Origin of the sequence: Ensifer adhaerens, from assembly GCF_020035535.1 — a bacterium.
Lineage (GTDB): Bacteria > Pseudomonadota > Alphaproteobacteria > Rhizobiales > Rhizobiaceae > Ensifer.
On record NZ_CP083350.1, the window covers coordinates 3,147,281 to 3,161,236 of the forward strand.

A 13,956-nucleotide genomic window follows, 5' to 3' on the forward strand; every position below is an offset into this window, starting at 1 on the left:
TCATATGACGACACCCGGCCTTCCGGTCGGCACCTTCTTCGAACTTGCCAGATCCCTCGGGATCTCCTCTGTCGAAATCCGCAACGACCTCTCGGGCAATGCCATTGTCGACGGCACGCCCGCAAAAGAGGTTGCGGCGCTCGCAAACCACCATGGCATAACGATCATCTCCATCAATGCGCTCCAGCGCTTCAACGAATGGAATTCGAACCGCCAGAAAGAAGCCGAAGAACTGATCGCCTATGCGCACGACTGCGGCGCCAAGGCTCTCGTCCTCGTGCCCGTCAACGACGGTTCCGGCCAGAAGGATGGTGAGCGACAGGCAAATCTGCGCCAAGCCCTTAGCGCGCTGAAACCGATGCTGGACGCGGCTGGCATTATCGGTCTGGTCGAACCGCTGGGCTTCGAAATCTGCTCGCTTCGCTCGAAGACCGAGGCTGTTCAAGCGATCAAGGCAATCGGGGGAGAAAAGACCTTCCGCCTGGTGCACGATACGTTCCACCACCACCTTGCGGGCGAACCTGCGACCTATGCCGAGATGACCGGGCTTGTGCATATTTCCGGCGTGACCGACGGCGAAGTCGCCGTCTCCGATCTGCGCGATTCGCATCGGGTCCTGGTCGATCAGGACGACCTTCTCGACAATGTCGGACAAATCCGGCGCCTGCGTGCCGAGGGTTATGCCGGACCGCTTTCCTTCGAGCCGTTTGCTGCCGAAGTTCATGCGGTAGCAGATCCGGCGGCTGCGATAAGGCAGAGCGTCGATCACATTCAAACGCGTATCTGAGCCACTGCTGCTGGCTGCGGGAAAACGTTGAGGAGCGCTGCAACAGGCCTTGACGGCGCCCTCATAAAATGGAATACATATTCCGTAATCGCAATTTACTGGTTCGTTTATTCCGTTTTAACTGAAGGCGTAACGGGAGTGACGCTTTCAAGGTGAATGAGCGCAAATCGGCAAGGATTGCGCTACCGGCAGGAGAAGGTGTTGCCGGGCACCATGTGGAGGAGAGAGACAATGAAGAAATTCGTGCTGAGTACTGCGCTGGCCGTGATGATGTCGACAGCCGCGCATGCCGAAACCATCGGCGTCTCGATGGCGCGTTTCGATGACAACTTCCTGACGGTCTTGCGTAACGGCATGTCCGATTACGCCAAGACGCTCAACGGCGTCGAACTGCAGATCGAAGACGCGCAGAACGACGTTTCGAAGCAGCAAAGCCAGATCCAGAACTTCATCGCGGCTGGCGTGAGCGCCATCATCGTCAACCCGGTCGATACCGATGCGACGGCCGCCATGTCGAAGATCGCAGCCGACGCCGGCGTTGCGCTCGTCTACGTCAACCGCGAGCCGGTCAACGTCGACACCCTGCCGGAAAAGCAGGCATTCGTCGCCTCGAACGAACAGGAATCCGGTACGCTGCAGACGCAGGAAATCTGCAAGATGCTCGGCGGCAAGGGCAAGGCCGTCGTCATGATGGGCGAACTCTCCAACCAGGCCGCCCGCATGCGCACGAAGGACATTCACGACGTGCTGGCGACCGACCAGTGCAAGGGCATCGAGATCGTCGAAGAGCAGACCGCGAATTGGGAACGCACTCAAGGGTCCGACCTCGTGAGCAACTGGCTCTCGGCCGGCGTTGAATTCGACGCTGTCATTTCCAACAACGACGAAATGGCGATCGGCGCCATCCAGGCGCTGAAGGCCGCCGGCCGTTCGATGGACTCGGTCGTCATCGGCGGCATCGACGCAACGCAGGATGCGCTTGCCGCCATGGCTGCGGGCGATCTCGACGTAACGGTGTTCCAGAACGCCGCAGGCCAGGGCAAGGGTTCGGTCGACGCCGCCCTGAAGCTCGCCAAGGGCGAGGCGGTCGACAAGAAGGTCTACATTCCCTTCGAGCTGGTGACCAAGGAATCCCTCGACAAGTATCAGGCGAAGAACTGATCGCCTGCATCGAGAGCGCGGGGTATCTCGCGCTCTCGTTCAAAAGCAAGTCCCGCTGCGGATGTCTGCGTCCTTTTGGATGCGACCTGCGATTAAATGGGCTGGTGACCCGCCAGTGATGAGGACTTTTCCGCGACAGCCGGAAACGACGGTGGAGGCAAGGAACATGACGCTCAGTCCGACAACGATGGCAGCCGTGCGCGCCAGCGGCGCGGTGCCCAAGGCCGAATATCTTCTTTCGGCAGAAGGCATCCGCAAGGAATTCCCGGGCGTCGTCGCCCTTGACGACGTCGAGTTCAAGCTGAAGCGCGGCACGGTCCATGCGCTGATGGGCGAAAACGGCGCCGGCAAGTCGACGCTGATGAAGATCCTCGCCGGCATCTACACGCCCGACAAGGGCGACGTGAAGCTGAAGGGCGTCGATATCCGGCTGAAGTCGCCGCTCGATGCACTCGAAAACGGCATCGCGATGATCCATCAGGAACTGAACCTGATGCCGTTCATGACGGTAGCGGAAAACATCTGGATCCGCCGCGAACCGAAGAACCGTTTCGGCTTCGTCGATCACGGCGAGATGAACCGTATTACCGCCCGCCTCTTCGATCGTCTGAAGATCAAGATCGACCCGGAGATTGAGGTTCGCCATCTCTCCGTTGCGAACCGGCAGATGGTCGAGATCGCCAAGGCGGTCTCCTATGAATCCGACGTGCTGATCATGGACGAACCGACCTCGGCCCTGACCGAGCGCGAGGTCGCCCACCTCTTCGAGATTATCCGCGATCTGCGCGAGCAGGGCATCGGCATCGTCTACATCACCCACAAGATGAACGAGCTGTTCGAGATCGCCGACGAGTTCTCGGTGTTCCGCGACGGCAAGTTCATCGGTACGCACGCCTCAAGCGACGTTACCCGCGACGACATCATCCGCATGATGGTTGGCCGCGAAATCACCCAGATGTTTCCGAAGGAAGAAGTGCCGATCGGCGACGTCGTTCTGTCGGTCAAGAACCTGGCCCTCGACGGCGTTTTCCGTGATGTCTCCTTCGATGTCCGCGCCGGCGAAATCCTCGGTATCGCCGGTCTCGTCGGCTCCGGCCGTTCGAACGTCGCTGAAACGCTCTTCGGCGTGACGCCGGCAAGCTCTGGCACGATTGCAATCGACGGCAAGACCCTTTCGATCGACAGCCCGAACAAGGCCATCCGCAATCGCATGGCTTTCCTGACCGAAGACCGCAAGGACACCGGCTGTCTCCTGATCCTCGACATCCTCGAGAACATGCAGATTGCCGTGCTTCAGGATCGTTTCGTCAAGGGCGGTTTCGTCACCGAGAAGCAGATCACCGCGGCTTGCGAAGAGATGAGCCGCAAGCTGCGCGTCAAGACACCCAACCTGCAGGAGCGCATCGAGAACCTGTCGGGCGGCAACCAGCAAAAGGTGCTGATCGGCCGCTGGCTGCTAACCAATCCGCGCATCCTGATCCTCGATGAACCGACACGCGGCATCGATGTTGGCGCCAAGGCTGAAATCCACCGCCTCGTCACCGAACTCGCGCGAAACGGCGTCGCCGTCATCATGATTTCTTCGGAAATGCCAGAGGTGCTCGGTATGAGCGACCGTATCATGGTCATGCACGAGGGCCGCGTCACCGGCTTCCTCGACAGGGCGGAAGCAACCCAGATCAAGGTCATGGAGCTCGCCGCGAGCTGAGCGGGAAGCGACCCGACGAAAGGGACGAATGAAAATGGATACCAATGTCGCCGCACAGGGCGCGAGCACATCGCTCACCGGCGCAAAGCGCCGCCTGCCCCCCGAATTCAACATCTTCCTGGTGCTGATCGGCATTGCGCTCGTTTATGAGGTTCTCGGCTGGATCTTCGTCGGCCAGAGCTTCCTCATGAACCCGCAGCGCCTGACGATCATGATCCTCCAGGTCTCGGTGATCGGCATCATCGCCGTCGGCGTGACCCAGGTCATCATTACCGGCGGTATCGACTTGTCTTCCGGCTCCGTCGTCGGCATGACCGCGATGATTTCTGCAAGTGTCGCCCAGGCCTCCACCTGGCCCCGCGCACTCTATCCGTCGCTCACCGACATGCCGGCGATCGTCCCGATCGGCCTTGGCATCGGCATCGGATTGCTCGCAGGGTTCATCAACGGCCAGCTCATCGCTCGCACGAAAATCCCGCCCTTCATCGCCACGCTCGGCATGATGGTGTCAGCGCGCGGAATCTCCAAGTGGTACACCAAGGGGCAACCGGTCTCTGGCCTCACCGAGCAGTTCAATTTCATCGGAACCGGCATCTGGCCCGTCATCGTCTTCCTGGTCGTCGCGATCATATTCCACATCGCGCTGCGCTATACCCGCTACGGCAAGTTCACCTATGCGATCGGCGCCAACGTCCAGGCGGCACGCGTCTCGGGTATCAATGTCGAAGCGCACCTGATCAAGGTATATGCCATTGCCGGCATGCTCGCTGGTCTCGCCGGCGTCGTCACCGCAGCCCGCGCCCAGACCGCACAGGCTGGCATGGGTGTCATGTACGAACTGGACGCGATTGCCGCTACCGTCATCGGCGGCACGTCGCTGACGGGTGGTGTCGGCCGTATTACCGGCACGGTGATCGGCACGATCATCCTCGGCGTCATGACCTCTGGCTTCACCTTCCTTCGCGTCGACGCCTACTACCAGGAAATCGTCAAAGGCCTGATCATCGTCGCCGCCGTCGTCATCGACGTCTACCGACAGAAAAACCGCAAGAAGGCCTGACCCTCCAAAGAAGAACTCTCCTCCCAGTGAAGCCAACTGGCCGGGATGATGAAAATCATCCCGGCATTTTGTTTTTGTAGGTAAGCTATTTCGCCGGGCTCGCGCTATTTTCCACATATGCTTGGCGCGCAGAGCTGCCCCAGCGCGGGCGCTCTGGCAAAATCGTGGCAATGCACTATATGCGGCACGTCCAAAACTATCGGAGACTTATCATGTTGTCGCAGCGCAAGCTTGCGAGCCAGTTTCAGCCGCGTTTCGTTCTTCAGCTCTGGAACGCGATGCTACGGGTACAGACCCGCGAGACAGCTTCCTTCTTCGGCCAGCGCGGCCGCTAAGCAAGACAATCGAAAATGCCGCAACCATGTGGGTGTGTCGACCTGACCGCCCGCAGACGGATCCTGCTCCTCCGGCCCGCAATCGCGGCGCCGGACAGAGCCGGTTTCCGACTAGCCCGCCGAAAAGCGGATGGTCACCTTGAGGCCTCTGCCATCAGCCCCTTCGCTAAGAAGGGTTGTTGCCCCGTAAAGTTCGGCAATCTCCTCGACGATCGGCAGGCCAAGCCCAGATCCCGGAGCTTCGCTTCCCCCGCGCTCAAAGCGGCGCAGTACCGCCTCGCGCAGATCTGCGCGAATGCCCGGGCCGTTGTCCTCGACTTCCAGCGCCACGGTCCCCCCGGCTGCGAGAACGCGCGTCGTCACGACGGCGCCGCGGCCCGCATAAAGCAAGGCGTTGCCGATCAGGTTCTTGAGCATCTCGCCGACCAACAGTGGCTCGGCACGAATGAAAGCATCGCCATCGCCATCGAAGCCGAGATCGATATCGGCCTCGCCCGCCGCCGGCACGTGTTCCGCCGTGATTTCCCGCACGAGCTCGACCAGATCGACACGCCCCAGCATGCGGGCCTCGTTCTTCCCGGCCGCATCAATCTTCGCCATCAACAGCAACTGCCCGAGAATACGTTCGGCATTGGCGACCGCCTCGTCGGCCTTTTTCACGGCCCCCTTCGTCTCCTCAAAGGATCCGGCGCGCTGCGCCAGGGCGAGCTGGGTTCGGATGATTGCAAGCGGCGTCCGCAACTGATGGCTGGCGTTGCCGGTGAAATTGCGCAGGGCATCAAGTGCGGATTGCAGCCGCCCCATGAAGGAATTGACGGTGTCGACGAGCCCCTGGACCTCGTTCGGCACCCGTTCGCCGATCGGGTGCAGGTCATCCGGATTGCGCTCCGCGATCGCGTCTCCGAGACGGTAGAGCGGTCGCAGCGAAAACGTGACCGCGATCCAGACGATCACGGCAGCACCTGCGATCATCATGCCGAGGCGTAGCGCCGAGCGAACGAGAATGGTCTGCGCCAGTTGCCGCCGCGCGATCGTCGTTTCGGCCACGGTCACGACGAAAGGTACCGAGTTGATCCCGGTCGAGGCTGAACGGCGAAGTGCGGCAATGCGGATCGGTTCGCCGCGGAAGATCGAATCCGCAAAGGTCGTGGATGTTCCAGGCTCTTCGGCAAGCGACGGCAGCGTCTGGTAGCCCGTGATGAACTGCCCGGGTGGGCCGTCGACGCGATAGAAAACGCGGTCCTGCGCCGCCGACGTCAACATCTCCAGGGCAACATAGGGAATATCGACCTCGAGCGAGCCATCCTCCGCAACGACCACGCGTTCCGCAATCGCCAACGCCGAGCCGGCGAGCACGCGATCAGAGACAACGTTGGCGGTGGTGACCGCCTCACGGTAGGTGTCCACGAGCGCAATAATGCCGATGACCACCGTCGAAATCAGCAGCCAGCCAAGCAGGCGCCGGCGAAGGGAGTAGACCGTCGCTCTCATTCCGGCCCGGCCATCTTATCGAGGTAGTAGCCGATGCCGCGGGCCGTGCGCACGGTCAGGCCATGTGGCGCCAAGCGCTTGCGCAGCCGGCTGACATATTGCTCGATCGCGTTGGGGCTCAGATCGTCGTCGAAGCCGGTCAGCGATTGCATGATCGCGTCCTTGGCGACCACTTTGCCCGCCCGCATGAACAGAAGTTCGAGAAGCCCGAGTTCACGCGCCGGGATTTCGATCGGCACGCCACCCGAAGAGAAGCTGCGGGTGTTGAGATCGAGCGAAACATTGCCGTAGCTGACAGTCGAGGCCCGCAGACCCGCCTGCCGGCGCAGGAGCACCCGCACCCGCGCTTCAAGCTCCCCGACGTCGAACGGCTTGATCATGTAGTCGTCGGCACCGAGATCAAGGCCCTTGATCCGCTCCTCGGGCGCGCCCCGCGCTGTGAGGATCAGGACCGCGGCGCGGTTCTGCCGGGCGCGCATCGCCCGCAAGACGTCGAGCCCGTCCATTTCCGGCAGGTTGAGATCGAGAATGACGAGATCGAAGGTTTCAGTTGCCGCAACCGCATGGGCCGAGGCGCCATCGCTCACGACATCGACGGCGTAGCCGCTGCCACGCAATATGGCAGACAAGCCTTCGGCCAGGTCCTGGTTGTCTTCAACAAGCAAGATACGCAAATATAGTCACTCCCCGAGCCACTTTATCCGCCGACGCCTTGCTTGTGAACGGTGACACACTGAGGCATTGTGGATTCATGCGGTTCTTGATTTCTCTTCTTTTTTTCGCCCTTTGTCCGCGGCTGCTCATTGCGGCGCCGATCATATTTCCTGCCCTTTCCGGCAATTCCGACGCACGCACGCTGGTGGTTTACTCCTCGCTCGACGAGCCTCTCGCAAAGCCGATGATCGTCGGCTTCCAGAGGGCCAATCCGGATGTCACCGTGCGTTACGAAGACATGCTGACCGGCGAGATCTACGACCGCATCATCAAGGAGACAGACGCCGGAATGAAGACGGCGGACTTCGCCTTTTCTTCCGCCATGGACCTGCAGGTCAAGCTCAGCAACGATGGCTACGCCCAACGCAGCGACCTGCCGATGAGCGACCGCTGGCCGGCCTGGGCGAATTGGCGCAACACGGCCTATGCGCTCACCTTCGAGCCCGCCGTCTTCGTCTATCACAAGCCGAGTTTCACGAAGGAAAAGCCGCCGTCGACACGGGCCGAGCTCATCAGCTACCTGAAGCGCGAAGGGGCCGCGGTGTTCGGCCGCATCGGAACCTACGACATCGAACGCTCGGGCGTCGGTTTTCTCTTCATGTCACGCGACCAGGAGCAGTTCGGCGATATCTGGGATGTGATCCAGGCGATGGGCGCGGCCGGCGTCAAGCTCTACTCCACCAGCGAAGCTATCCTGGAGCGCGTCGCCGACGGTCGTTTCGTTCTCGGCTACAACATCCTCGGATCCTACGCGGCAGACTGGGCGGCGCGCCATCCGGACGTCGGGATCGTGCTGCCCAAGGACTACACGGTGGTGATGTCGCGAATAGGCCTTGTTCCACAGGCCTCAGCCTCTCCAGACCTTGGACGCCGCTATCTCGAATTCTTCATGTCCAAGGAGGGTCAGACAATCATGGCGCGCGAACTGCAGATTGCCGCCGTCAGCCCCGATGTCGCTGGCGAGAATACTGCAAACACCATGCAGGAGATGCTTGGCGCTCAATTGCGGCCGGTTCCCGTCAGCCCCGGCCTGATGGTCTATCTCGATCAGGTGAAGCGTTCGCGGCTGATCGCCAAATGGAACGAGGTCCTGAGGCTCCACTGAAATCAGGGCGCGCGGCAATTCGGCGGCGCCCCAAATAGGAACTTCAGCTCGTGCGGGACCGACCGCCACGTGCAGCTTGCGCCGAAAGGTTCAGCTGAATTGCCGCTTGAATGAGCACCTTGAAGGCGTCTTCGTCGATCTCCCCACCCTCGCTTATATCGATCGCCCGCCGGGTGTTGCCATCGAGGCTCGAGTTGAAGAGACCGGCGGGATCTTCGAGTGACGCGCCCTTGGCGAAGGTCATCTTCACCACGGTCTTGTAGGTCTCGCCAGTGCAGATGATCCCAGCATGCTCCCAAACAGGGACACCCCTCCACTTCCATTCCTCGACAACCTCGGGATCGGCTTCCTTGATCAGCCGCCTCACCCGTGCAAGCATCTCTCCCCGCCAGTCGCCCAGTTCCGCTATTCTGGCGTCGATCCGCTCGGAGGCGGTGGCTTCTCCCGCAACCACATCATTTTTCGTCATCGTTTGCGTCGCCTTTTTCATCCGATCATCTCCAGTGCGGTACCACACGCTACGCGCCATACCATCCCTTGTTCCTAAGGGCTGATTTTTGTGCACGGCTCGCCGCAATACCAATGACTTTTCCGTTCACATGCGTTTTCCGTTCACATCCGTTCGCCCGGCAGTTGGCTTGCTTGCTTCACCCAATCCCTGAATTGGGCCTCGTCGATTTCATCCTTTTCGTGGATATGAAAATAGCGCGCCTTCGCCGTCTTGGATTCGACAGGCGGCAACGGTTTCAAAGAGGCGCCATTGAAGAATGCGACCTTGATGTATTTCGCAAAGCAGTGCACGCCAAGGAACCATTCGCCGTCCTCCATGCCGTAGAGCGGCGAATTCCACTTCACGGCCTTCTGCGCCTTGGGAACCGCGCTCATGATGAGCGCGTCAAGATGGCGTCCAACTGCACTCTTCCAGCCCGGCATGGCAGTAATGTAGGCCTGCACAGGCGCGTCGCCGTAACCCTTGGCGATCTGAGGATTGCCGCCTGAGAGCAGCTTGGGCTGATCCGCGGCCGCCCGTCCCTTATCCTCTCCCCCGTCTGTCTCTTTGATGGACGCGCTCGTTCGCGCGGCGTCTGCGGGTTTCTTGGATTTCGCCTTGGCGATTTTGGCGTTGGCTGTCCCGGTCATTGCTCCATCCTTTCGAACAGGTCTTCGGGGTGGTCGGGCGCGATACTACCGCAGCTTGCTGTCCTCCCGAAATCGCTGCCAGCATACGTGGAATGGATCCTCAAGCACGGGCTTTCGATTCGTCGCTTCGTCCACTGCCCCAATCACTTCGAAGCCGATCATCCAGGCCGACAGAGATGCGCTATCCGATTGTTGGCACGGCCAAGAGCCTAAGATTTCATAAACGCCACGCCGCGAAAAGCGCATTCGGGGCTTGATGTCAGCTAAATGTCAGCTTTCTATGGTGCCTTAGGGTCACTGGCACCCGTGGAGGCGGGTCGCCGGTTGCGGACTGGGAGGAAGCCACCAACTTGGTCAAGCGACAAGGGTCGAAAGAACCCGTCGCCGTCTCCCCGCTCGCACACAGCAACGACGTGCGCGGTGAAAACGCGCCTCACGGAGGACTGACCTTGAAACACTTTTTCCTCGCAACGATTCTCGCCGGCGCCATGTCGCTGCCGGCTGTTGCCGCTGACTACACCATCATCGCACCGGCAAACCCGGGCGGCGGCTGGGACCAGACGGCTCGCTCGCTCCAGACGGTCATGCAGCAGGAAGGCATTTCCGGCAACGTTCAGGTTCAGAACGTGCCGGGCGCCGTCGGCACCATCGGTCTTGCCCAGTTTGCAAGCCAGCAGAAGGGCAACCCGAACGCCCTGATCGTCGGTGGCTACGTCATGGTCGGCGCGATCCTGACCAACAAGTCCCCGGTCACGCTCAAGGACGTCACGCCGATTGCACGCCTCACCGGCGAGTACGAAGCGATCGTCGTTCCAGCTGCTTCGGAGATCAAGTCGATGGCTGACCTTGTCGCAGCCCTGAAGAAGGACCCGGGTGCGGTGTCCTGGGCTGGCGGCTCGGCTGGTGGTACCGACCACATCGCCGTTGGCCTGATTGCCAAGGCTGCGGGCGTCGACCCGACCAAGATCAACTACATCGCTTACTCGGGCGGCGGCGAGGCTCTTGCAGCCATTCTCGGCAGCCAGGTCACGGCCGGTATTTCAGGCTATGGCGAGTTTGAATCGCAGGTCAAGGCCGGCACGCTTCGCCTGCTCGCCGTATCCAGCGCCGAGCGTATCTCGGGCGTTGAAGCCCCGACGCTGAAGGAATCCGGCCTCGACGTCGTCGTCGAGAACTGGCGCATGGTCGCTGCCGCTCCCGGCCTGTCCGACGAGCAGAAGGCTGCCGTATCGGCTGACATCGAAAAGCTCGCGAAGTCCGCCGGTTGGCAGGAAGTCCTGAAGACCAAAGGTTGGCAGGACACCTACCTCGCCGGTGACGCGTTCAACGCCCAGCTCGACAAGGACGTTGCAGCCACCGAAGGTGTTCTCAAGGACATTGGACTGGTGAAATGACCAAGGGGCATCACCCTTCAACCGCAACGCGTCGCCCGGATCGGGCGGCGCTCTTCATCGCGGTCGCTCTCGCCGCAATCGCGGGGCTCATTTTCTGGGATGTATCGCGTTTGGCCGGCGCTGCCGGCTATTCCCAGGTCGGACCGACGACGGTTCCCTATGCGATCGCATTCTGTCTTCTCGGCCTCGCGATCTGGACCGCGGTCGAAGCGTTTCGCGGTGATTTTCCGGAACGCGAACACCAGGAAGTTGCTCCGGTCATCTGGATCGTCGGCGGCCTTGCCGCCCAAATGCTCCTGCTGAACGTCGCGGGTTTCTCGATCGCCACCGGCATTCTGTTCGCGTTGACCGCACGTGGCTTTGGCAAGCGCAAGCTCTGGTTCTCAATCCCGGTCGGCATCGCGATCTGCTATGTCGTTTGGGTGATCTTCGCCAAGCTCCTGCAACTGTCGCTGCCCGCGGGGCCGCTTGAACGCCTGTTCTTCTAAGAGGGCCGACGACCATGGCTACTTTTGATTTCCTGATGCAGGGATTGCTGGTTGCTGCGCAGCCGATGAACCTGCTCTACGCACTGATCGGCGTCACGCTCGGTACGGCCGTTGGCGTTCTGCCCGGTATCGGCCCGGCTTTGACCGTGGCTCTGCTCTTGCCCGTCACCTATCGCCTCGATCCAGGCGGCTCGCTGATCATGTTCGCCGGTATCTATTATGGCGGCATGTATGGCGGCTCGACCACCTCGATCCTCTTGAACACGCCCGGTGAAAGCGCGTCGATCGTGACCGCGCTCGAGGGCAACAAGATGGCGCGTGCCGGACGCGGCGGCCCGGCGCTGGCGACAGCCGCAATCGGCTCCTTCGTCGCCGGCCTCATCGCCACGCTCGGCCTCGCCTTCATCGCGCCCTACATCGTCAAACTGGCTCTGGTCTTTGGTCCGCGCGAATACTTCGCTCTGATGGTGCTGGCCTTCGTCACCGTCTCATCGGCTTTCGGCGATTCCACGCTTCGCGGCCTGACGTCGTTGTTTGTCGGCCTGGCCCTTTCCGTCATCGGCATCGATCAGTTGACCGGCCAGGCACGTCTCTCCTTCGGCGTACCGGAACTGCTTGACGGCATCGAAGTCACGACGCTTGCCGTTGCCATGTTCGCCATCGGCGAAACGCTCTTCATTGCTGCCCAGGGCGACAAGGGTCCAGACAAAGTCGAGGCCGTGCGTGGCTCGGTCTGGATGAATGCGACGGACTGGGCACGCTCCTGGAAGCCTTGGCTGCGCGGCACCTTCATCGGCTTTCCGATCGGCGCCATGCCGGCTGGCGGCGCCGAGATCGGCACCTTCCTGTCCTATGCAGCAGAAAAGCGCCTGACGAAGCATCCCGAAGAGTTCGGCAATGGTGCAATCGAGGGTGTTGCAGGTCCAGAGGCCGCCAACAACGCGTCTGCCGCCGGCACGCTCGTTCCGCTCTTGACCCTCGGCCTCCCGACAACAGCAACGGCAGCCATCATGCTGGCCGGATTCCAACAGTACGGCCTGCAGCCGGGGCCCCTGCTGTTTGCCACCAATCCGCAGCTGGTCTGGGGGCTGATCGCCAGCTTGCTCATCGCCAACTTCATGCTGCTGGTTTTGAACCTACCGCTGATCGGTCTCTGGGTGAAGCTGCTTACGATCCCGAAGCCGTGGCTCTATGCCGGCATCCTGTTGTTCGCGACACTCGGCACGATCGGTGCCAACCCGTCGGTCTACGAACTCGGCATGCTGCTCGCGTTCGGCTTGCTCGGCTTCGCCATGCGCATCTTCGGCTACCCGATTGCCCCCGTCGTTGTCGGCCTGATCCTTGGCCCGCTGGCCGAGCAGCAGCTCCGCCGGGCACTCGCCATCAGCCAGGGGGACTTCAGCGTGCTGTTCACCTCTCCGATTGCCGCTGTGCTCCTGGCTATTGCCGCTGCAGCGTTGATCGTACCGCTGATCCTCAGGGCCCGCGGTCGCGGCGAGGTGCTGTCGCAGCTGGCGGCCAACGAAGACTAAGCCATCAAGACAACGCAACTCCGGAAGAACCCTTTCGGAGTTGCCGCAATAGCGCCTCCTCCCAAGGCCAATCCGCAGGCCCGGTCGGTTGACTTCCGACCGGGCCTGCTTGCTTTGCATGGCAGGCGTGTCCAATTGTGCCTTGCAAAAAGACTGCCCAGATCCCATCTTTTGCTCATCAGAGATAAAACGAAAGCGAGCAAGAAGATGGCAACCACAACTTATCACAAGGGTTTCATCGGCCGTGCGTTCGCAGTACTCGGCGCTGCCAGCGCTGCCGCCGCCGCTGTTGAAGGTCACCGCCGCCCGAAGGCAAGCGACCTGCGCACCCTCGGCATCGACCCGGCGACCTTCCCGGACACGCGCCGCGGCTAATGATCTTCAACGCGCCTAAGGCGCGTCATATCCTCCCAAGGATAAGCCACGGCTCGGGATCGGAAGATCGCCGGGCCGCAGCCATGTTGGAAAAGTGTGTCCCTTTCTCAATTCGTTGAATGCTTTCAACGCACTAACGGCGCACGCATAACGACACGTAGAGCGACGTTGTGTCATTTCTTCGCGCGATAGATCAACACCGGTATCGTCGAATGAGCCAGCACCTTGGCGGCTACGCTGCCCAGCATCAGGCTTCCGACGCCACTACGACCATGCGATGCCATGATGATGAGATCGGCATCTTTTAGTTTCGCTTGGTCGATAATTGCCCGATAGACTTCGTTGCTGCTGACCTGCGCGGTCTGGCACGCGACGCCTGCCGCCTCTGCCTTGTGCGCCAAAGCCGTAAGCATTTCCGTTGCATGCTTGCGGGCGAGTGCTTCGTATTCCTCGCGCGTCCCCGACAGTTGCTCGGGTTCGACCGAAAATAGATGGAAGGGCTCGGTAACAGCAAGAATGGTGACCCTTGCGCCACTCTCCTTAGCGAAGACTATGCCCGCGTTTACCGCGATTGTTGCCAGGGGTGAACCGTCGGTGGGTATAAGAATGTTGCGAAACATGGGATCCTCCTCTTCCAGGTTCCGGAGAGAGCCTAGCGCCGGCAGA

General features: G+C 61.0%; 15 protein-coding genes. 10 read left to right on the forward strand and 5 right to left on the reverse strand.

Annotation, left to right across the window (positions count from 1 at the left end):
- Positions 1-4 precede the first annotated feature (4 nt).
- The 5 genes from LAC81_RS34305 to LAC81_RS38360 all read left to right on the forward strand — a co-directional run bounded on the left by LAC81_RS34305 (position 5) and on the right by LAC81_RS38360 (position 5,051).
- A complete protein-coding gene (locus tag LAC81_RS34305) occupies positions 5-787 on the forward strand; it encodes a TIM barrel protein (RefSeq protein ID WP_223730409.1) in 783 nt (260 codons plus the stop codon).
- A gap of 231 nt (positions 788-1,018) precedes the next feature.
- Positions 1,019-1,948, forward strand: a complete 930-nt coding sequence (locus LAC81_RS34310; RefSeq protein ID WP_223729020.1) for a sugar ABC transporter substrate-binding protein — start codon at positions 1,019-1,021, stop codon at positions 1,946-1,948.
- Between the two features lie 166 nt (positions 1,949-2,114).
- Complete coding sequence (locus LAC81_RS34315) at positions 2,115-3,656, forward strand: sugar ABC transporter ATP-binding protein (RefSeq protein WP_223729021.1); 1,542 nt, start codon at positions 2,115-2,117, stop codon at positions 3,654-3,656.
- Positions 3,657-3,690: 34 nt separating this feature from the next.
- Positions 3,691-4,716 (forward strand): ABC transporter permease, encoded by a 1,026-nt coding sequence (locus LAC81_RS34320; protein WP_113539639.1) that lies wholly within the window; start codon positions 3,691-3,693, stop codon positions 4,714-4,716.
- 212 nt (positions 4,717-4,928) lie between these two features.
- Positions 4,929-5,051, forward strand: coding sequence for a hypothetical protein (locus tag LAC81_RS38360; RefSeq protein WP_268906827.1), 123 nt, complete (start codon positions 4,929-4,931; stop codon positions 5,049-5,051).
- Positions 5,052-5,162: 111 nt separating this feature from the next.
- Here LAC81_RS38360 and LAC81_RS34325 read toward each other — a convergent pair whose 3' ends face one another.
- Both LAC81_RS34325 and LAC81_RS34330 read right to left on the reverse strand, forming a co-directional pair.
- Entirely contained in the window at positions 5,163-6,542 is a 1,380-nt protein-coding gene (locus LAC81_RS34325) for a sensor histidine kinase (protein WP_223729022.1), read from the reverse strand.
- Positions 6,539-7,216, reverse strand: a complete 678-nt coding sequence (locus tag LAC81_RS34330) for a response regulator transcription factor (protein ID WP_223729023.1) — start codon at positions 7,214-7,216, stop codon at positions 6,539-6,541. The genes LAC81_RS34325 and LAC81_RS34330 overlap by 4 nt, the downstream gene beginning before the upstream one ends.
- 77 nt (positions 7,217-7,293) lie before the next feature.
- Between LAC81_RS34330 and LAC81_RS34335 the strand changes: the two genes are divergently transcribed.
- The gene (locus tag LAC81_RS34335) at positions 7,294-8,361 is read left to right on the forward strand and encodes an ABC transporter substrate-binding protein (RefSeq protein ID WP_223729024.1); all 1,068 of its coding nucleotides are present in this window, start codon (positions 7,294-7,296) and stop codon (positions 8,359-8,361) included.
- Between the two features lie 43 nt (positions 8,362-8,404).
- Here LAC81_RS34335 and LAC81_RS34340 read toward each other — a convergent pair whose 3' ends face one another.
- Together LAC81_RS34340 and LAC81_RS34345 are read right to left on the reverse strand one after the other, a co-directional pair.
- Positions 8,405-8,851 carry a DUF1801 domain-containing protein gene (locus LAC81_RS34340; protein WP_223729025.1) on the reverse strand — a complete coding sequence of 149 codons (447 nt, stop codon included), beginning with the start codon at positions 8,849-8,851 and terminating at the stop codon, positions 8,405-8,407.
- A gap of 122 nt (positions 8,852-8,973) precedes the next feature.
- The gene (locus tag LAC81_RS34345) at positions 8,974-9,501 is read right to left on the reverse strand and encodes a DUF1801 domain-containing protein (protein WP_223729026.1); all 528 of its coding nucleotides are present in this window, start codon (positions 9,499-9,501) and stop codon (positions 8,974-8,976) included.
- A 449-nt stretch (positions 9,502-9,950) separates the two neighbouring features.
- On the opposite strand from LAC81_RS34345, the gene LAC81_RS34350 reads away from it, so the two are divergent.
- The 4 genes from LAC81_RS34350 to LAC81_RS34365 all read left to right on the forward strand — a co-directional run bounded on the left by LAC81_RS34350 (position 9,951) and on the right by LAC81_RS34365 (position 13,290).
- The gene (locus tag LAC81_RS34350) at positions 9,951-10,895 is read left to right on the forward strand and encodes a Bug family tripartite tricarboxylate transporter substrate binding protein (protein ID WP_223729027.1); all 945 of its coding nucleotides are present in this window, start codon (positions 9,951-9,953) and stop codon (positions 10,893-10,895) included.
- Positions 10,892-11,383, forward strand: a complete 492-nt coding sequence (locus tag LAC81_RS34355) for a tripartite tricarboxylate transporter TctB family protein (protein ID WP_113539631.1) — start codon at positions 10,892-10,894, stop codon at positions 11,381-11,383. The genes LAC81_RS34350 and LAC81_RS34355 overlap by 4 nt, the downstream gene beginning before the upstream one ends.
- A 14-nt stretch (positions 11,384-11,397) precedes the next feature.
- Positions 11,398-12,915, forward strand: a complete 1,518-nt coding sequence (locus LAC81_RS34360; RefSeq protein ID WP_113539630.1) for a tripartite tricarboxylate transporter permease — start codon at positions 11,398-11,400, stop codon at positions 12,913-12,915.
- A 207-nt stretch (positions 12,916-13,122) separates the two neighbouring features.
- Complete coding sequence (locus LAC81_RS34365; protein ID WP_110881099.1) at positions 13,123-13,290, forward strand: hypothetical protein; 168 nt, start codon at positions 13,123-13,125, stop codon at positions 13,288-13,290.
- 173 nt (positions 13,291-13,463) lie between these two features.
- Here the strand turns inward: LAC81_RS34365 and LAC81_RS34370 are convergent, their stop codons facing one another.
- Entirely contained in the window at positions 13,464-13,910 is a 447-nt protein-coding gene (locus tag LAC81_RS34370; protein WP_223729028.1) for a universal stress protein, read from the reverse strand.
- Between the last annotated feature and the right edge of the window lie 46 nt (positions 13,911-13,956).

Bases quoted from the DNA above. Each gene is read 5' to 3' on its own strand.
- LAC81_RS34305 (WP_223730409.1), top strand. From the start codon at position 5: ATGACGACACCCGGCCTTCCGGTCGGCACCTTCTTCGAACTTGCCAGA.
- LAC81_RS34310 (WP_223729020.1), top strand. From the start codon at position 1,019: ATGAAGAAATTCGTGCTGAGTACTGCGCTGGCCGTGATGATGTCGACA.
- LAC81_RS34315 (WP_223729021.1), top strand. From the start codon at position 2,115: ATGACGCTCAGTCCGACAACGATGGCAGCCGTGCGCGCCAGCGGCGCG.
- LAC81_RS34320 (WP_113539639.1), top strand. From the start codon at position 3,691: ATGGATACCAATGTCGCCGCACAGGGCGCGAGCACATCGCTCACCGGC.
- LAC81_RS38360 (WP_268906827.1), top strand. From the start codon at position 4,929: ATGTTGTCGCAGCGCAAGCTTGCGAGCCAGTTTCAGCCGCGTTTCGTT.
- LAC81_RS34325 (WP_223729022.1), bottom strand. From the start codon at position 6,542: ATGAGAGCGACGGTCTACTCCCTTCGCCGGCGCCTGCTTGGCTGGCTG.
- LAC81_RS34335 (WP_223729024.1), top strand. From the start codon at position 7,294: ATGCGGTTCTTGATTTCTCTTCTTTTTTTCGCCCTTTGTCCGCGGCTG.
- LAC81_RS34340 (WP_223729025.1), bottom strand. From the start codon at position 8,851: ATGAAAAAGGCGACGCAAACGATGACGAAAAATGATGTGGTTGCGGGA.
- LAC81_RS34345 (WP_223729026.1), bottom strand. From the start codon at position 9,501: ATGACCGGGACAGCCAACGCCAAAATCGCCAAGGCGAAATCCAAGAAA.
- LAC81_RS34355 (WP_113539631.1), top strand. From the start codon at position 10,892: ATGACCAAGGGGCATCACCCTTCAACCGCAACGCGTCGCCCGGATCGG.
- LAC81_RS34360 (WP_113539630.1), top strand. From the start codon at position 11,398: ATGGCTACTTTTGATTTCCTGATGCAGGGATTGCTGGTTGCTGCGCAG.
- LAC81_RS34365 (WP_110881099.1), top strand. From the start codon at position 13,123: ATGGCAACCACAACTTATCACAAGGGTTTCATCGGCCGTGCGTTCGCA.
- LAC81_RS34370 (WP_223729028.1), bottom strand. From the start codon at position 13,910: ATGTTTCGCAACATTCTTATACCCACCGACGGTTCACCCCTGGCAACA.